Origin of the sequence: Oceanobacillus sojae (assembly GCF_007991515.1) — a bacterium.
GTDB lineage: Bacteria > Bacillota > Bacilli > Bacillales > Amphibacillaceae > Oceanobacillus > Oceanobacillus sojae.
This window is the reverse complement of record NZ_BJYM01000013.1, coordinates 53,572-71,001: the sequence shown is the minus strand read 5'-3', so window position 1 is coordinate 71,001 and position 17,430 is coordinate 53,572. Positions and strand designations below refer to the sequence as shown.

The following is a 17,430-nucleotide window of genomic DNA, read 5'->3' as shown; positions in this document are numbered from 1 at the left end:
AGTGTGAGCATATGAATACAGAGAGATTAGACGGAAAAGTATTTGTAATCACTGGTGGAAGCAGTGGCATGGGAGCAGCACTGGCTAAAGATTTTTGTAATAGAGGTGCAAAGGCAGCAATCTTTGATCTAGATGAAGTAAAAGGAACAGAAGTCGTTGAAGAGATAAGAGCTTCAGGAGGAAGTGCCGAGTTTTTTCCGTGCGATGTGACAAGTAAAAAGCAGATTCATGAGCGGACAAATGAAGTGGAGGAGAAACTGGGATTGATTACTTCGTGGATTAACTCTGCTGGAGTCTCTCAAATGAAACCATTTCTTGAAAGTGAAGAGGAATTTTGGGACTTAACCTTAAATGTAAATCTGAAAGCGACATTTTTATGCTGCCAGGTTGCAGTAGAAAAAATGTTGGAAAACGGGGGTGGGGAAATCCTGAATATGGCTTCCCTGTCCGGGAAAAAAGCCAGCTCCTGGCAGACGGTATATTGCGCAAGTAAATTTGGAGTCATGGGGTTAACACAGTCTATTGCAAAAGAATTCGCCGACAAAGGCATTCGTATAAATTCCCTCTGTCCAGGTATTGTTCATACAGAGATGTGGGAAAAATTAAAATATGATTATGCAAAAAAACGGGATATTGAACCAGATGAAGTAATGGATTATTTTAAGAAAAATATTCCGATGCATCGACTGGTAGAAATAAAAGATGTAATAAACGCTGCCATATTTCTTTTAACGGATAATTCAAGTTATTTAACTGGTCAATCTATTAATCTGGCAGGTGGTGAATGGATGGATTAGTAGATGGCCAGGGAGGTTGGAATATGAATAAATTAGATTTCAGTGGAAGAGAACAATTATATTATCAAATATACAGTTTATTATTTCAGGATATCATGAATGGGAAATATCGTGTCGGTGATATGATTCCTGCTGAAAGTGAACTGATGGAAAGCTACCATGTGAGCAGAGCAACTGCCAGAAAAGCAATGGAGATGCTGGCAAACGACGGATTAGTCAAAAAAAGAAGAGGAATAGGAACATTTGTTACAGCCTTGAAACCTAAAAATGATTTGAACAGAGTAATCAGCTACAGTAAGAAGAATCAGGCGGATTCAACAATAGTAAGTAAGCATACGGTTGATGTGAATATTCAGCCGGCAGATGATGAACTTGCATTAAGACTGAAGGTTGAGGTAAATACTCCTTTAATTTGCTTGAAGAGGTTACGGTGCGCAGACAAAGAACCGTCCTATCTGGAATTAAATTATTACGAGTATAACTTTGTTCCAGAAGTATATAATCGGGACTTTTCAAAAGAGTCATTGAGAGCATTCTTGAAAAACTTTTATAATATACAATGGTCCTATGCTCAACAGGAAATTTATTCTATTCTGGCTGAAGAGAAGCTGTCCGATCTTCTTCAGGTAGATATAGGCAGCCCTATCATTCAAATAAAACGTGTCTCCTATGATATTAATAATGTGCCCAGAGAATTTGTTTCCACATTTTACAGAGCAGACAGGCATCACCTGGAAATCGAGCTATCTATATGAGTAAAGGATAGATAAAATGAGTCAACTTATTTTAATAGGCGGTTATCCTGGAACAGGGAAGACCTATTTATCAAAAAAAATACAACAGAGGTTTCCTATTTTTCAAATGTTATCACTGGATGAAATGAAGGAGGAGAATTGGGGTTTGTTCGGGTTTAATAACCTGGAGGAAAAAGAAGTACTTAATAAAAAAAGTGTTGATGACTATTACACAAAAATGGAGGAACATTTTCAACAGAGGGATTATGTATTATCAGATTATCCGTTCAGTGAAAAGCAAAAGAACCGTTTGGAATTTCTGGTTCAACATTATAATTACCAAGTAATGACCATTCGTCTGACAGCGGATTTAAATGTTTTATTCGACAGACAGAAAAAAAGAGATCTGGAGGATGACAGGCACCCGGGGCATTTACTGACGGTATACCGTAAAGGAGATGTGCTTTCTGAGGGTTTGCGAAGAGATAATTTGCTGGAGTATAGCGAGTTTGTAGAAAGATGTAAAACGAGAGGATATGATCGTTTCTCTCTTGGATATTTATATGAGGTGGATGTTACTGATTTTGCGGATATTGATTATGAAGGATTGTTTTCAAGGATTTCGGGGTGCATTCAAGCAAATGAATAATTTTTGGATTTACCATGTAATATCTTAAATATTAATAGAGAGATGGAAAGCAACGATGTAAAAGATTGTTTTCGTCTGTAATTGCGTGTTATAAACGCATATTCTATAAAAAAAGCCCTTGTCTTTTTTTATCACAACTATCGAGATTTAAGTTTAATAAGCTGTATAGGAAAAATCCTATTTATGCTCTTCACTCCTAACAAAAAATAAGGAATGAGGCTGTATATAATATAAATAGCCCCGTTCCTTATTATTGAAGAAAATACAGATATCATCACACAATATACCGTATAGTTTTAAAAGAAAAGGAGAGAGAATCTTACAAAATTATAAAAACAAGTACCCATCCTTTTTTAATTGTTCACCAACTTGCGTAGCCAGCTTACTGCTCTCCCATTGACCATTTTTTATTTGGGCTAAAGAATTCTCTTCATTAGTTTTTAAAATGGCTACCTTTTCAAGAATCTGACCAGCTTCATTTGGAGGAATTACAACTATCCCGTCCTCATCACCTAATATAATATCACCTGGATGTACGACTTGGCCTCCGCATGAAATATCAACATTGATCTCACCAGGCCCTTTTTTGTAGGGACCTCTACCTGTAATTCCAGCTGCAAATACAGGGAAATCTTCTGCTAACAGATAATCCACATCACGTACACAACCATCTACAATAAATCCGGCTATTTTTTTGCTTTTGGCATAGGAATACATAATTTCTCCACAGACACTATAATTCATATCTCTGCCGGAATCTACCACAATCACATCACCTGGATCAGCCATTAACAGGGCTTGGTGGAATAATAGATTATCGGCAAGGGCTGCCTTGATAGTTACAGCCTGTCCAACTATTTTTCTCCCTGTACCTATTGGTCTGATATAAGCGTTCATACTGTATAAGCGCTCCATGCAATCAGATACATTTGCGCTATTACAATGTCGGAATGCTTCTATTAAACTTTCTTCCTTTCTTTGCTTATGATTTATGATACGTTTTCCAATTGTCATAATATGCTTCCTTTCTTTGGCTTAAATTACTCTATATTTCGGTTCTTTATTTTCTAAAACTAACAGTACTTCTTGAACAATAGTTAACCCTACTAATTTTGCCGCTTCTTTAGTGTTTGCTCCAATATGGGGGGTACCAATAAAATTTTCTAAATGAAGTAGAGGATTGGCACCCGTTGGGGGTTCATTTACAAAAACATCGCTGGCAGCGGCAAAGATTTTATTCTCTTTCAGCGCATCGTATAGAGCTGTCTCGTCAACGACTCCTCCTCTGGAAGTATTTATTAAAATGGCATTTGATTTCATATAACTGAGATTATCTTTATTTATTAAATGCTTTGTACCTTTGTTTAATGGGACACTGATAGATACAAAATCTGATAATTTTAAGAGATCATTCAGATTATCTATTTTCTCAATGCCTAGCTCCTCGCATTGTTCTCTACTGATGAGTGGATCGAATGCAATAATTTTCATGTTAAAACCATTTTTAGCTATTCTCGCTGTATTTAATCCAATTTTTCCAGCACCAACTAATCCTAATATTTTTTTGTTTAATTGATAGCCTATAAGATTTTTGGGACCAATCGATGTTAATTGATTATTTTTTCCTTTTTCAAAACTTAAGCTAATTCGGCGTGCTGCATTTGTCATCAATGCAATAATTAATTCAGATACGGATTGAATATTCGCTTCCGGGGTGTAGACTACTTTGACTCCGTGTTCTTTAGCGGCTTCTATATCTATGGAATCATAGCCGACCCCGTGTTTTCCGATTACCTTTAATTTTGGAGCGTTTTCAATAAGCTTGCGAGAAACAGGGAAGGTACGCAGAATAATTGCATCAATCTCACTTATTTTCTCTAAATTATTTGTAATATCAGCGTGTTTTTCTAGAAGTTCTATAGCTTCTTCATCAATATATTCATTAAGAAAGACCTTATATTTTGCCAATAGACACACTTCCCTTCCATCATGTTAGTTGTTATATCTAATTATTCGAATCATAAGATTAGTGTAAATATTATATTTATAGCGTAAAATAGATATATAGATTATTAAATAGCATTTTTTTGATATTAAGGAGGCATAAAAAATGAATTTGAATTTTATCCCGACGTTCTTGACCATTGTTCGAAAAAAGTCTATCAGTGCAGCAGCTGAGCATATGTATGTTGCTCAGACAACTGTAAGTCAACGATTAAATGTTGCCGAAAAAGAGCTGGGCTTTAAATTAATCGAACGCGGCAAAGGAGTGAAGAATATTGTTTTGACTCCTGCCGGTGAAGAGTTTTTAAGGTTAGCTGAACAATGGGAAAACATTTATAATGACCTGCAAATATTGAAAAAAGATGGTCCAAAGTTAGATCTCAATATAGGATCTATAGATAGCTTTAATACATTCTTTTTGCATAATATCTATAAAGAGATTAATAATACGCCTTCCATATATCTTAATTGTCATACCCTCCATTCCAGTGAAATTTATGCTGGTGTTGATAATAAAACATTGGATATCGGTTATGCTTTGATTCATAGAAACTTTGAAAATGTGCATGTCAAGAAATGCTTTGAATCTGATTTGGTACTTATTCGTTCTGGTTCTATTAAAAATGCAACAGTACATCCTTTAGAGTTAGATCCGCAATATGAATTATTTATGCCATGGGGCGAAGAATTTAAAGGATGGCATAATTATTGGTGGGACCCTTTAAGTATTCAAAAAATCAGAATAGACGATATTCATTTGCTGTTAGATATTTTAAAGAATCCAGTTTATTGGGCTATTGTACCTGAATGGATTGCCAAAACATCCAGCCGCAATCATGATGTATCTATTCAACATTTTTCTGAATCTCCTCCACCGTATACTTGCTATGAGCTTACTCATAAAAATCCAAGCTCATCCAAACGTTCTGCTATCGATCATTTTCATACCTATTTTCAAAATGTGAAATAAAGGGAGATGCTGTTCCTGCAGCATCTCTTTTCTACTAAATAGAAGCTACAATCCCCATCACAATAAGCGTTAGTACACCCCCGATACGAGTCGTTACTTGTAAAAATGGATATAGCTGAATTCGATCACTTGCTTTTAATACAGCTATATCTCCGGTTCCTCCCATATCGGCTAGAGCAAGCCCGGAAATAATGGAGGATTCAATAAAGTAAAAGCCAATTAGCCAGCCGGCAAATCCGGCAATAGTAGCTAAAACAATAACAATGATAGTAACTAAGAACATATGAGATGGATTCAGTATCAAAGAAATAACACGATTAATATCTATTAAACTTGCGCTTATTGCTACAAGTATAGCTGGTACCCAAAGTTTAGTGATGAAGTTAAACCAGACTTCTGCCCCGATATTAATATATTCCGGAAGAATGTTCGTTACTTTTAGGATGGCAGCTATGATAATAATCCAAACAAAAGTATGGAATGTAGGGATTAATTCACTTAAAAGGGAGCCTGATACATATAATCCCCCAGCTATCATCATCCCTATGCCGACATTACGGAGAGATTCTATCAGATTTTTTTCTTTGTTATGCTGGAAATTATTTGCGCTTTTTCGTAGTGGATTTCCTTCCCCGGAAAAACCTTTTACGAACATATTTTTATTTCTTTTTCCTAAATAATTTAATACTGCAGCAAGAAGGATACAAATAATATTAGAGACCATCACAGCTGGAGCCAAAATATCAAAATAATCTGCTGGAGTTCCGCCTAAGTTACTGGCATATATCTCTGATAATGGGATAGCACCTGTTGTTATACCACTGGCCATAATCGGCGCAACCATCATCAGAATAGTGTATTTAAATCCAAATCCGAATACTTGTCCTAAAATACCTGCAACTAATGCTCCCAGTAATATAGTTGCTAATAAAGGAATGAGCATTTTAACCGCTACAGTAATCAGAACTTCCTTCTTAATTCCTAATATACTCCCTACGATTAAGCCAGCTACAATGAAATCTGAGAAACCAAATTGGCTGTAAAAGCTTTCTGCCAGCTCCGACGTATTTTCTGGCAGAATACCTGCATATACTAAGACGGCAGGAAGCAGGATACAGAGAATAGTACCGCCGCCAAAGTCAGAAAAAATAGGGATGACATTACCTATCCAAATCAATAATCCGCCTAACCCCATCATAATCATTAAGGATGTAACAATATTTATCGGTATGAGGTCCATATAAAGAGCTGTAAAAGCTGGTAATAATATAATCAAGAATAATGGAAATTTAATCCCATAGATTTCCTCATGGAAAATACTTTTCTTTTCCAGAGTATTATTTATTTTCTTAGTCTCTGTCATTTCTTCATCTCCTTCTGTCTGAAACAAATAGTTGATAAGATATCCATTTAAATGATAACGCTTTCTTTAGGTTGCTCAGCTGATTACTAAATGAAAGATTATTCATACTATTAATCATAATATTAAAATTAATAATGTAAAACGAATAAAAATTGTATTTTATAGCACTTTTATTGCTATATAGAAGTTGAAGTTAATATATTTTTAAGTTTGGAATGTATTATTTAAGCTAGAGATGCTGGTCTATACTGAAAATGAGAAAAGTGTCAATCATAATCCAGGGTAATGCTAAGTTAATATGAAGAATAACTTTATACATTAATAATGATAAGAGTTGTTTAACAGAAAAAACATTGGCAATGAAAAGTAGAATGTTTTTGCAAGTATCTGTATTACACAATGTTACTAGAAGCACAATTTTATGTAAGCGCATTATTTACTGGTATAATTACAATACACAACTTTAGATGCAGCTTATTTGTAAAAAATAATTCTTCTATTAGAAAGGAAGATAAAAAATAGGCAGATTACAGGATGCCAACTGGGCCAAATTCAACACATTTCTTTGCCATTTCGTTAAATCTATCATCAGGAATATCTAATTGTGACAGATTTGTCGGCATACCAATTTCACTTAAGAACTTCTCAAAGTGTCTAATTCTTTCTAAAGCAATTGCTTGCTGCTCCGTTACTTTATCATTTTTATATAGTACTAGGTTAAAGTAAATACCGAATAAGTCATTATGGTTTCTATGAGGCTATCAATTAAATTATTACTAGAAATAAACCGGGCGGGCTGCCCGGTTTTTCTTTTGCGTAGGGAAGAAAGTAGAGCTTTCTTCTAACCTGTATGTTTGTGGGGAACTACTTTACCTGAGCTATAGTCATGAATGGAAACCAGATGGAGTGAAAAAAATCTCTGCTATCAATCTGCTAGTTCAGTTGGCATAATTACAGGGCATCAGAAGCTAATAAGCTATTCTCTATGAAGAAACAAAAGTCCAGACTTCATCACAAAAATAAAACAGCCAAAATCAAAGTTGTGATGAATAGTCACGTATGGCGAAATATTCTGTCTTATAATGAGGTTGTGCACAAATGGGAGGTGGCGGAATGAAGTACTCAGAGAAACAAATTATAAGTGACTTGTTAAAAGAGAACCATCTCAGCATCCGACAGCTTTTAACTTCTTATAATTTAACCTATGAAGAATTGAAGCAGCTGAAAAGTAAAATCAATTCACAATTCCATCAAGATATTATTTTAAGCAATGATGAAATTATCTATATTCCCCACAAACACAGTAAAAATATTGCCAGTCATTATCATATTCCCATTGATGAAATGACTCCAATATTCAAACCAGAAGTAAGGAGAGATATAGCATTTTTAAAGATTGCGCTGGATGACAGTGAATATTTATCTTTATTAGAGCTATCAGATCATTGCTTGGCCAGCAAAAATACTCTAACGAATGATATCAAAGCAATTAACAGTGATATAAAAGATGATGGAATTTCTATTCAATACACAAGAAAAGATGGTTTTTATTTAGCGGGAGATGAAGTCAGAATCCGAGCTGAGCTGATTAATATTATAGACAGATTATTTTTATATCCAAACGGAAGGAGTCTTTTAGAAGATAAAGCAATTCATGCCAAAGGTGAATATTTTCTGCTCACGGAAAGAATCAGAAAGCTCGAAAGAAAGATAAACATTACGCTCAGTGATGAATATCTTTCAAAGCTGCCCTATATTATTCTGATCATGATTAAACGGGCAAGCGTTATAAAAGAAGAATGGAGCCTGTCTATTAAGTATCAAGAATTGAATCAGACGAGTGAGTTCAAAAAAATTCAAGAATTATTTTGGGAATATCCCAATTTATCAATGCAGGATTTGACCTATTTATCTTTAATCTTCCTGGGAGCTAATCGAATTGACCTGGATTCAAGTCTCGCAAGTGAAACGGAAGTAGAAGAATTTGTTTTCTTTATTATTAAAAAGCTGGAGGACAGGCTGGCATTCAACTTCCAGGATAATCAATTTAAGAAAAAATTAATGCAGCATCTAAGCCCTGCTTTAATCAGGAAACGATTGGGTTTAACCCTTGAAAATCCTATACAAAAGGACTTTATTAATCGATATTATCCCGTCTATGAAGTAATTAAGGAAATTGTAGATGAGTATAAAAAGATAACTCTTAGTGAAGCTGAAATTGTTTACCTTTCTATGATTGTGCTTGGACATATGTATCAGGTCAACAATGATGCTTATCAGAATAATAAAGAAGTCACAGCAATTGTCGTATGTCAGAGTGGTCACTCCATATCTGAATTAATGAATGTACAGCTGAAGGATATGTTCCCAAATATCAATTTCCTGGGAACATATAGCGAGCGGCGATTTTATCAGGAGAATCCAGATATCGATATTGTTTTTACTACCGCTCCGCTTCAGACAGATAAGAAAATTTTTGTTATGGTCAATCTTTTCGATGAAAAAAAGCGAAAAGAATTTATCAATAAGGTAGAGAACCATATTGTTGCCAATCCAAGTATTAAAACAAAACAATTAATGAATTTTCTGCGTGACGTCATACCAGAAGAAAAGTTTGAGGATATCAAGGAGAAAGCACATCGTTTCTTTCAGGATGACAAAGAAAATACAGATACAAGCTATTCAATTTTAAGACAGGAACAGGTCAGCATTGTCCACGTGAATAATATTTTTGAAATGGCGCAAATTGGCTTGGAGAAAATGCAGGAACGAGAATCCATTGCACCTGCGTATACAGGTGCAGCCTTGCACATCTTCAAACAGAAATATGAATCTATGCTGATTGGTCCGGAAGTCTACTTGCCTCATGCACATCATAACGATGGTGCATATTGTGAAGACTTTCAGCTTGTGGTCAATCCCAGGATAAAGACTTGTGTTTTATGTTTATCTCCTAATAAAGATAACTCTCATGTGAAAAAATTATTACAGTTAAATAGTCTTTTTATGGATATTGAGTTTATGGATACTTTATATAATTCTACCGATAAAGACGCATTTAAGCTCATCGAAAGGAGATGCAAAGATGGAATTCAAGAGCTTATTTAGCTCCAGATTAATGAAATTGAATCACCCTTATCCAAGCAGGGAAAAGCTTTTTGAAGAGGTAGCTCAGGACCTAGTGTCACAGGGATATGTAAAAGGTTCTTATCAGGATGCCCTGATTCAAAGAGAGCGTAGTTTTCCTACCGGTTTAAGAACAAATTACTGTAATATTGCTATCCCGCATACGGATGCTGTTCATGTAAAAACTCCTTTTATTTACCTTGTTCAACTGCGGGATGAGCTGGAATTTCAAAACATGGGAAATGCCAGTGAGGAATTAAGTGTAAAGCTTATTTTCTTCCTTGGAATTACAGAACCAAAGAACCAGACGATATTGCTTTCAACATTAATGGAGCTTTTCCAGACAGAGGAGTTCTCCAAAATAATTTTCGAGGAAAAAGATACAAAACAGCTTGAGAAAAAACTAAATACTTTTTTAACAGGAGGAAATTAAAATGAAAAATGTTATCGTAGCTTGCGGAAGTGGTGTAGCAACAAGTCAGACAGTAGCTTCAAAGGTAAAAAGAATTTTAGATGAAAATAAAATCAAAGCAAATGTTGAGGCAGTCGATATTAAGTCTCTAAACAGCTATATTAAATCGGCGGATGTCTATATCTCTATTACAAAGGGTGGTAAAGAATATGATATTCCAATGTTAAACGGAATTGCTTTCCTGACTGGTATGGGGATTCAGGAAGAGACAGAAAAGCTGATTCAAATCCTTAAAAATTAAAATGTAAAGGAAGGAGAAGACAGATGGACTTTTTGCAAAATATTGTTGAATATATTTTAGACATGGGTGCTCCCGTGTTTGTCCCTTTAATTATGCTAGTTATTGGACTCATTGCGCGGATGAAGTTTAAAGATGCATTAAGCGCAGCAATCATTTTTGGAGTAGCCTTTTCAGGTATGTCATTAGTTGTTGATTTTATGCTGGCTTCCATCAGTCCTGCTGCGCAATCATTTGCTGAAAATACAGGTATTAATTTAAATGCCGTTGACGGTGGATGGACGACAGCTGCAGCCATTACTTGGTCGTGGCCTTTAGCATTTCTTATGTTCCCAATTACGGTAGGGATTAATATTGTTATGCTGGCCTTCAAACTGACTAAAACACTTAATGTAGATATGTGGAATGTATGGGGAAAAATATTCACTGCCATTTTGGTTATGTTTCTTTCCGGCAGCGTGGTTTTAGGTTTCGTTGTTGCCAGCATCCAGGTTATTATCGAGCTGAAGATCGGCGACATCTGGGGAAAGGAAATAGAAGATCTTACTGGAATACCAGGAGTTACTGTACCACACCATATGACAATTATTGCTTCGTTACTTTATCCAATCGATAAATTAATGGACAAAGTACCTTTCTTAAATAAAAAGATGGATGCAGAGGCATTAAGAGATAAGCTTGGCGTATTTGCGGAAAACCACATTATGGGTGGTCTCATAGGCTTCTTATTGGGGCTGGCAGCAAACTATGGAATACAGGATTCACTTGTTTTAGGTATTCAAGCTGCCACAGCTTTAACTTTATTTCCAATGGTTTCTAAGTTGTTTATGCAAGCGTTGTCACCTATTTCCGACGCAATTTCAGAGTTTATGAAGAGGCGTTTTGGTGATAGAGAGATATTTATTGGTTTAGATTGGCCGATTCTAGCGGGCAGGAACGAAATTTGGGTATCTGCAATCGTTATTATCCCTGTATTGCTGTTGTTCTCCGTCATATTACCGGGAAATGCTGTATTGCCGTTTGGGGGTATCGTTAACCTTTCAGTATGTGTTGCAGTAGTCCTGCTGACTAGAGGAAACCTTGTGAGATCCATTATATACGGGGTCATTACAGCGCCTGTTTTCTTATATATTTCCACATACTTTGCCCCTTATATAACAAGGCTGGCAAATGAAACGGGTTCGGTAAATGTAGAAGCCGGAAGTATGTTGACATGGAGCACAATTGAAAATGGTGAATTTAAATTAGTGTTTGCGAATGCAATGGCTGGAGAATGGTGGGGAATCTTAGGGGCCATCGTCTGGCTTGGACTGTTCATCATATTCTATTTTGGAAGAAAGAGAGATAATGAAAAATATTTTAATGAAGCAGAAAAATAATATAAGAGGATGTTCAAAAAGTCACCAAATGATAAGCGGCGAATCTCTGCGTTGACGTGTTCTTTCCGATACTCACGTATTTGGAAGCATACGCTCCGTTCGTAAAAACCACGTCGCCTTGATCTTCTTGCTTCTAATTTACCGACTTTTTGAACCCATAATATAAACATGAAAGAGTGAGACCATTGAATTTTATTTTAAAATCGAAACTGTTTTGGTCCTTTATGGTTGTCTTAGCGTTTCTGCTAATGGTAATTGGTTTCTTCACAAAAGATTTAAGTATGTGGGTTACGGCTTTTATTATTAGCATTCTAGTGAAGTTATATGCAGAGGATATTTTATTCTCAGCATATAAAAATAGATTAGGGAAGATGAGAGAAAAGCTGGCAAGAAAGGAGGGATAATTTGATTTATACAATTACACCAAATCCGGCAATAGACAGAATTGTTTACCTTGAGGGTGATCTGACTCCTGAAAAAAACAATATAACCAAAGAAAGATATGTTGATCTTGGCGGAAAGCCAACTCATGTATCAGCTATATTGGAACAGCTTGGAGATACACCTAATAGGGCCACCGGATTTTCAGGAGAGTTAAACAAAGCAGAGTTAGTATCCATCTTTGATAAATACCACATGAATCATGAATTTATCAACATACCTGATCAACGAACCAGGGAAAGTATTATTGTGATTAATAACAGCGGCGGCAGCTATATGATAACAGAAAGAGGATTAAAGGTTTCAGATAGCGATAAAGCAAAACTGTATTCATATATCAAAGAAAACATTCATTCGGAGGATATTGCTGTTGTTGGAAAGCCGGCACAAGGATTTTCTGTTGAGGATTTCAGGTATCTTATTCGCCTGTTGAAAGAGCAAAATGCTTATGTTGCATGTGATGTGGCAGGTGAGTACTTGACTGTAGCTATCGAGGAAAAGATAGATTTTATTAAACCAAATAAGCACGAGATGAATGATTTATTTCCTGGAGATGAGCCGATCCATCAAAAGTTTAACCGTATTTGCGAAAAAGTGCCAAATGCGGTATGCAGTTTAGGCTCTGAAGGTGCATTGTATAAAGTCGAGAACACATTCTATCAGGCTGTCCCTCCTAAAGTCGAGGTTCAGAGTGATACAGGAGCAGGGGACGCATTTGTGACCGGTTATATTTATGGTGTTGCCAATGGATATGATATTTCAGACAGGGTTAAGTGGGGAATTCTCTGTTCTGCCAGCAAAGTACAGCATTACAGCAGCTGTCAAATTAATAAGGAAGACTTTAATTTTATTGAAAATAATTTAAAAATACATGAGGTGATATAATGCTATATTCAGAAGAGAGAAAGAAAATGTGTGAGATTGTAAAGACCATGTTTGATAGATTTCAAACGAATGCGGCCGGTGGAAATCTCAGTTTAAAGGTTAGTGATAAACATTTTATTATGACACCTACTTTAATGTCTCAAAACTACCGCTGTGATTTAAGTCCATTTCAAATTTTAGTAGTAGATAAGGAATTAAATATTATCGAGGGTGAAGGAAGACTGACAAGAGAAATCAATATGCACATGGCTTGTTATGAAGAGAATCCTGCTATTAACTGTGTTATTCATGCGCATGCAAAAGAATCTATGGTTTGGGCAAGCATGGGGAAAGATATGCCAAATATTACAGAAGCTACTCAAAAAATCGGTGATATCCCATGTTTAGACTATCGGCCGGCAACTTCTCCGGAATTAGCAGCTTTAGTCAGAGACACAATTGCAGAACGGGATGCAGATAAAATACCTGCCGGACTATTATTAGAAAGACATGGTCTGGTGGTGGCAGATAAGTCATTGGAAAAAGCATACGATATGGTTGAAAGAATAGAATACAATGCTTATGTTGCCTACAAAATGTATCTTCTTTCAAAAGTTGGCGAGAATATCGATTTTCAGAAGGATTATCATTATAATTTGGATGAATAAAACAAAAGCGAAGGAAGTGAGAGAAATTATGTCTATTCAAAATGAAATAGTAAAAATAGCAAAGCAGTGCTATGAAACAGGACTGGTAGTGGGGACAGCTGGAAATGTAAGTGTGAGAGAAGGAGATATGATGTACATTACACCTTCTGCACTTCCTTATAATGAAATGACAGAGGAAGATGTATTGAAAGTAGATCTTACAACAGGAAAAGTCATAGAGGGCAATCGTAAACCATCCTCTGAAACACCAATGCATACCAATATCTATTTACAAAAAGAAGAAATAAAAGCGATTGTTCACACGCATTCTACTTATGCAACTATTTTTGCTTGTGCACATAAAGCTATTCCTCCGGTTCATTATGTCATTGCAGATATTGGCAGAGAAGTTTCTGTTGCGCCATATGCCAGGTATGGATCTGAATCGCTTGCCGGGTATGCTGTAGAGACATTAGGAGATGCAAACGGTGTATTGTTAGCTAATCATGGAGTTGTAGCTGTCGGAGATACATTAGCTGATGCTTATAGAAGGGCGGAAGCAATTGAAGAGCTGGCATTACTTTCCTATGGAAGTCATGTATTGAATAGTGTCAATCCATTAACGGAAGAAGAGTTGGATGAAGCGTTAGAAGGTTTTAAAACGTATACTAGTAACTAAGGGAAGACAAACAAATTTTAAAAACAGATATAAAGGACAAACATTTACAAGCAGCAATTTTTTAATGAAACTGTGATTATTCACTTCATTAAAAATTGCTGCTTGTTGTATACGAGCTTAGCTCTGAAAAAATCAGGACATATAGTTGGTTATTTGTCAGCATTGTATATGAAGGATGTAAACTTGGACGGAATTCCATCAGCTCCGATATTTAAAAGCTTACATAAAGAGAGCACAAGCGTTTAAATTAGATTTTCCCGAAAATATTTTGGAAGATAGCATGTCAAATAATGCAACGTACTCGTAGAGAAAAAATTAGTCATTCGTTCATAGCGAGTCTTGGAGGGCCTGTGCTAACATAAAGCCTTTAAGCTAAGCATAGATAAATTAGGTAAAGTGATGCAATTAGTATCTAACGTAAATGGAAAAAATATAAAATAATCCCTATCTGCCATGTGTATTTGGGATTATTTTATATTTATCTATATTAATTTTAACAGCTTTAAACCATGTGTGATTCCTTCATTTTCATTTGATTTTGTAATGATATCTGCATAAGGATAGAGTTCTTCATGTGCATTCTCCATAGCAATCCCTACACCTACAAAATCTAGCATTTCCTTATCATTCAGTCCGTCTCCAAAAGCTATAGCCTCGTCGGGAGCTACATTTAAAAACGAAAGCATTTCTTTAATGCCAGATGCTTTTGAAATAGATTGGGGCATGACATCAATAGCGAATTCATGCCATCTGACAAAAGATAACTCTGGAAATTTTTGAATATAATCAATTTCTTCTCTGTTTTTACAATATACCATTGCTTGAAACAAGGTTGCTTGTTTCCAAAAATCAGGATGAAATTCTGGTGTATAATTCAAATGTAAGTCTTTAAAGGTTTGTATAATTTCACGATGATTAAGTGTATTACTGACAGACTTCTTTTCACTTGAAAAAACTAATGGATGTTGTTTCATGCCGGCATATTCAATAAGTTCTTGCAGAGCGGATGCATCCATTCCGTGCTTATGAACGACTTCTCCTTTATAAACAGAATAAGCACCGTTAAAACTGACAAATGAATTAATCTTTAGTTCCTCTGCAATGCTGGAAAAGTGGTAGGGAGGACGCCCGGTAGCGATAATCACTTCTACGCCTCTATTTCTTATTTGATCCAGAGATTTCTTCGTTTGGTTAGAAATTTGCTTATTGTTATCAACCAGTGTGCCATCAATATCCAAAAAACAAACTTTATAATCACGGTTCTTTGTCTGCATATCTATAACCTACCTTGCTTTTCCGAAAGTACTTTTTTCTGTTAAGCTTGTCAAAAATTCATATAATAAGTGAATGGTTTGTTTGACGTCCCGAAGACTGACTGTTTCTACTGGTGTATGTGTATAGCGTGTCGGGATGGAAATATTGGCAGTAGCGATGCCTGCTTCTTCAAAAACAATAAAAGCATTTTCTGTGATGACGCCTACTGCTACCTCTCTCTGATAGTTAATTTTATTTGCTTGGCATGTTTTTATTAGAGATTGTATTAATTTGGAATCTGGCAAAACACCAGCAAGTGTTCCTTTTCCATGATAGTTAAGAAATGTAAGTGCAGGGCCTTTATCTAAGCCAACATCAGAATAATTTGTCAGTTCGGGTGTATCACATGCTGGTGTCACATCTAAGCCGATAGAGACATGGGGTTTTATCTTCCTGACTGCTGGCAGGACACCTCTGATATTAAATTCCTCCTGGACACATGCAACCAGATATATATCCCACTCTAAGGATGCTTGAGCTGAAATTAATTGTTCTGCTAATTCTAATAAGACTGTGCAGGCAACCCGGTTATCCATCGCTTTTCCTGTCACCCGGCCATTTTCTCTTTCCAGATAGCTTGCTTGAAAGCAGATAGTGCTTCCAACCCGTATTCCTTTTTGATATGCTTCCTCTTTAGAGACTGCTCCAATATCAATATATAGCTGATCTTGTGCGGGAAACTTCCCTTTTTCTTCGGGTTTTAAGAAGTGATATGCTTTTGTTCCAACAACTCCGGTGACCGTTCCTTTATCCCCCAGTACTTGAAGCTGATTACCTGGAAGAACATTCACATTAGCACCGCCGATTCGTTCGAAAAATAAGAAACCATTTTCATCAATATGTCTTACTATAAACCCTACTTCATCCATGTGGGCAAAAATCATTATTCTTTTGCTGTTTGGCTTGTTAGAAGGTAAGAACCCGATCACATTGCCTATTGTATCCACTTCAACGTACTCCATTTGTTTAGAAAAATAATGATACATATAATCAATCACTGCATCTTCTTGTGAACTGACAGCATTTATCATGGATAATGCCTTCAGATGTTCGTTCATATTCATTTTGAATCACCTGTTTCTAAAGACTTTTTTATATTTTTCATTGCCTGTAATTTTTCTGTTTCGGTTGCTTTATAATAGATATACGATCCGACAACAAAGATATTTGCTCCTCGTTGAGAGCACCATAATGCTTCTTGCGGTGTAATTCCGCCATCAACTTCGATAGCAAAGGAATACGCTCTGCTGGATTTTAAATGGCTCAGCATTGTTATTTTTGATAAAACTTCTTTAATAAAGGGCTGCCCTCCGAAACCGGGATTTACGGTCATTAGAAGTACCATATCAATATCTGATAAGATGGGTTCTATCAAAGAAATGGGTGTCGCCGGGTTTAAAGCAACGCCTGCTTTTATACCGTGCTCTTTTATTTGATAGATTAGCCGGTGCAGATGAATGGCTCCCTCTGCATGAACAGTAATGCTGTCAGCACCAGCATGGACAAAATCAGCTATATATTGACTTGGATTTTTAATCATTAAATGAACATCCAAAAACAGATCAGTATAGGTTCTTATCGAGTAGATTATATTAGCTCCAAATGAAATACTGGGCGCAAATATACCATCAATCACATCCAAGTGTAAAAATTCCGCTCCGCCTTTTTCAGCAATATCAATTTCACTGCTTAAATGTAAAAAATCAGCGTTTAAAATGGACGGAGCCAGGATTTGTTTTTTCAACTTTATTCA

18 protein-coding genes are annotated in these 17,430 nt (G+C 35.9%); 12 read left to right on the top strand and 6 right to left on the bottom strand.

Translation table 11 applies throughout. The annotated features are described in order from the left end of the window. The first annotated feature begins 11 nt into the window (after window positions 1–11). The 3 genes from OSO01_RS15340 to OSO01_RS15330 are packed head-to-tail and all read left to right on the top strand — an operon-like array spanning window position 12 to window position 2,180. A complete protein-coding gene (locus OSO01_RS15340; RefSeq protein ID WP_147211350.1) occupies window positions 12–797 on the top strand; it encodes an SDR family NAD(P)-dependent oxidoreductase in 786 nt (261 codons plus the stop codon). Window positions 798–820: 23 nt separating this feature from the next. Next, window positions 821–1,552: a GntR family transcriptional regulator gene (locus OSO01_RS15335; RefSeq protein WP_147211349.1), complete on the top strand. Its 732-nt coding sequence runs from the start codon at window positions 821–823 to the stop codon at window positions 1,550–1,552. Window positions 1,553–1,568: 16 nt separating this feature from the next. Beyond that, complete coding sequence (locus tag OSO01_RS15330) at window positions 1,569–2,180, top strand: P-loop nucleotide/nucleoside kinase family protein (RefSeq protein WP_147211348.1); 612 nt, start codon at window positions 1,569–1,571, stop codon at window positions 2,178–2,180. A gap of 327 nt (window positions 2,181–2,507) precedes the next feature. On the opposite strand, the gene OSO01_RS15325 is transcribed toward OSO01_RS15330, so the two are convergent. Further along, window positions 2,508–3,194, bottom strand: coding sequence for an RraA family protein (locus OSO01_RS15325; RefSeq protein WP_147211347.1), 687 nt, complete (start codon window positions 3,192–3,194; stop codon window positions 2,508–2,510). A 21-nt stretch (window positions 3,195–3,215) separates the two neighbouring features. Continuing rightward, window positions 3,216–4,148, bottom strand: a complete 933-nt coding sequence (locus OSO01_RS15320) for a hydroxyacid dehydrogenase (RefSeq protein ID WP_186813676.1) — start codon at window positions 4,146–4,148, stop codon at window positions 3,216–3,218. A 142-nt stretch (window positions 4,149–4,290) separates the two neighbouring features. Between OSO01_RS15320 and OSO01_RS15315 the strand changes: the two genes are divergently transcribed. Beyond that, window positions 4,291–5,154, top strand: coding sequence for a LysR family transcriptional regulator (locus tag OSO01_RS15315; protein ID WP_147211345.1), 864 nt, complete (start codon window positions 4,291–4,293; stop codon window positions 5,152–5,154). Between the two features lie 34 nt (window positions 5,155–5,188). Here the strand turns inward: OSO01_RS15315 and OSO01_RS15310 are convergent, their stop codons facing one another. After that, complete coding sequence (locus tag OSO01_RS15310) at window positions 5,189–6,517, bottom strand: 2-hydroxycarboxylate transporter family protein (protein ID WP_147211344.1); 1,329 nt, start codon at window positions 6,515–6,517, stop codon at window positions 5,189–5,191. A 1,113-nt stretch (window positions 6,518–7,630) separates the two neighbouring features. Here OSO01_RS15310 and OSO01_RS15300 point away from each other — a divergent pair. From OSO01_RS15300 to OSO01_RS15265, 8 genes are all read left to right on the top strand, one after another. Beyond that, window positions 7,631–9,625: a BglG family transcription antiterminator gene (locus OSO01_RS15300; RefSeq protein WP_186813675.1), complete on the top strand. Its 1,995-nt coding sequence runs from the start codon at window positions 7,631–7,633 to the stop codon at window positions 9,623–9,625. Beyond that, window positions 9,603–10,076, top strand: coding sequence for a PTS sugar transporter subunit IIA (locus OSO01_RS15295; protein ID WP_147211341.1), 474 nt, complete (start codon window positions 9,603–9,605; stop codon window positions 10,074–10,076). Before OSO01_RS15300 ends, OSO01_RS15295 begins: the two co-directional genes overlap by 23 nt. A 1-nt stretch (window position 10,077) precedes the next feature. Beyond that, window positions 10,078–10,356 (top strand): PTS sugar transporter subunit IIB, encoded by a 279-nt coding sequence (locus OSO01_RS15290; RefSeq protein ID WP_077602637.1) that lies wholly within the window; start codon window positions 10,078–10,080, stop codon window positions 10,354–10,356. A 23-nt stretch (window positions 10,357–10,379) separates the two neighbouring features. Next, window positions 10,380–11,732 carry a PTS galactitol transporter subunit IIC gene (locus OSO01_RS15285; RefSeq protein ID WP_147211340.1) on the top strand — a complete coding sequence of 451 codons (1,353 nt, stop codon included), beginning with the start codon at window positions 10,380–10,382 and terminating at the stop codon, window positions 11,730–11,732. Between the two features lie 185 nt (window positions 11,733–11,917). Further along, complete coding sequence (locus tag OSO01_RS15280) at window positions 11,918–12,136, top strand: hypothetical protein (RefSeq protein ID WP_147211339.1); 219 nt, start codon at window positions 11,918–11,920, stop codon at window positions 12,134–12,136. Window position 12,137: 1 nt separating this feature from the next. Continuing rightward, on the top strand, window positions 12,138–13,058 hold the full coding sequence (locus OSO01_RS15275; RefSeq protein ID WP_147211338.1) for a 1-phosphofructokinase family hexose kinase: 921 nt from the start codon (window positions 12,138–12,140) through the stop codon (window positions 13,056–13,058). Continuing rightward, on the top strand, window positions 13,058–13,705 hold the full coding sequence (locus OSO01_RS15270) for a class II aldolase/adducin family protein (RefSeq protein ID WP_147211337.1): 648 nt from the start codon (window positions 13,058–13,060) through the stop codon (window positions 13,703–13,705). The genes OSO01_RS15275 and OSO01_RS15270 overlap by 1 nt, the downstream gene beginning before the upstream one ends. Window positions 13,706–13,733: 28 nt before the next feature. Beyond that, window positions 13,734–14,363, top strand: a complete 630-nt coding sequence (locus OSO01_RS15265; RefSeq protein ID WP_186813674.1) for a class II aldolase/adducin family protein — start codon at window positions 13,734–13,736, stop codon at window positions 14,361–14,363. A 482-nt stretch (window positions 14,364–14,845) separates the two neighbouring features. Here OSO01_RS15265 and OSO01_RS15260 read toward each other — a convergent pair whose 3' ends face one another. Genes OSO01_RS15260 through rpe form a run of 3 tightly spaced genes read right to left on the bottom strand, consistent with a single transcriptional unit; the run spans window position 14,846 to window position 17,421 of the window. Next, complete coding sequence (locus OSO01_RS15260) at window positions 14,846–15,637, bottom strand: Cof-type HAD-IIB family hydrolase (RefSeq protein WP_147211335.1); 792 nt, start codon at window positions 15,635–15,637, stop codon at window positions 14,846–14,848. A gap of 9 nt (window positions 15,638–15,646) precedes the next feature. Next, window positions 15,647–16,741 (bottom strand): M42 family metallopeptidase, encoded by a 1,095-nt coding sequence (locus tag OSO01_RS15255; protein WP_147211334.1) that lies wholly within the window; start codon window positions 16,739–16,741, stop codon window positions 15,647–15,649. After that, window positions 16,738–17,421 carry a ribulose-phosphate 3-epimerase gene (gene rpe / locus OSO01_RS15250; protein WP_147211333.1) on the bottom strand — a complete coding sequence of 228 codons (684 nt, stop codon included), beginning with the start codon at window positions 17,419–17,421 and terminating at the stop codon, window positions 16,738–16,740. Before rpe ends, OSO01_RS15255 begins: the two co-directional genes overlap by 4 nt. Window positions 17,422–17,430: the final 9 nt, after the last annotated feature.

What these genes read in the sequence shown, in the direction of transcription:
- OSO01_RS15340 (WP_147211350.1), top strand. Translation starts at nt 12, where the DNA reads ATGAATACAGAGAGATTAGACGGAAAAGTATTTGTAATCACTGGTGGA.
- OSO01_RS15335 (WP_147211349.1), top strand. Translation starts at nt 821, where the DNA reads ATGAATAAATTAGATTTCAGTGGAAGAGAACAATTATATTATCAAATA.
- OSO01_RS15330 (WP_147211348.1), top strand. Translation starts at nt 1,569, where the DNA reads ATGAGTCAACTTATTTTAATAGGCGGTTATCCTGGAACAGGGAAGACC.
- OSO01_RS15325 (WP_147211347.1), bottom strand. Translation starts at nt 3,194, where the DNA reads ATGACAATTGGAAAACGTATCATAAATCATAAGCAAAGAAAGGAAGAA.
- OSO01_RS15315 (WP_147211345.1), top strand. Translation starts at nt 4,291, where the DNA reads ATGAATTTGAATTTTATCCCGACGTTCTTGACCATTGTTCGAAAAAAG.
- OSO01_RS15310 (WP_147211344.1), bottom strand. Translation starts at nt 6,517, where the DNA reads ATGACAGAGACTAAGAAAATAAATAATACTCTGGAAAAGAAAAGTATT.
- OSO01_RS15300 (WP_186813675.1), top strand. Translation starts at nt 7,631, where the DNA reads ATGAAGTACTCAGAGAAACAAATTATAAGTGACTTGTTAAAAGAGAAC.
- OSO01_RS15295 (WP_147211341.1), top strand. Translation starts at nt 9,603, where the DNA reads ATGGAATTCAAGAGCTTATTTAGCTCCAGATTAATGAAATTGAATCAC.
- OSO01_RS15290 (WP_077602637.1), top strand. Translation starts at nt 10,078, where the DNA reads ATGAAAAATGTTATCGTAGCTTGCGGAAGTGGTGTAGCAACAAGTCAG.
- OSO01_RS15285 (WP_147211340.1), top strand. Translation starts at nt 10,380, where the DNA reads ATGGACTTTTTGCAAAATATTGTTGAATATATTTTAGACATGGGTGCT.
- OSO01_RS15270 (WP_147211337.1), top strand. Translation starts at nt 13,058, where the DNA reads ATGCTATATTCAGAAGAGAGAAAGAAAATGTGTGAGATTGTAAAGACC.
- OSO01_RS15265 (WP_186813674.1), top strand. Translation starts at nt 13,734, where the DNA reads ATGTCTATTCAAAATGAAATAGTAAAAATAGCAAAGCAGTGCTATGAA.
- OSO01_RS15260 (WP_147211335.1), bottom strand. Translation starts at nt 15,637, where the DNA reads ATGCAGACAAAGAACCGTGATTATAAAGTTTGTTTTTTGGATATTGAT.
- OSO01_RS15255 (WP_147211334.1), bottom strand. Translation starts at nt 16,741, where the DNA reads ATGAATATGAACGAACATCTGAAGGCATTATCCATGATAAATGCTGTC.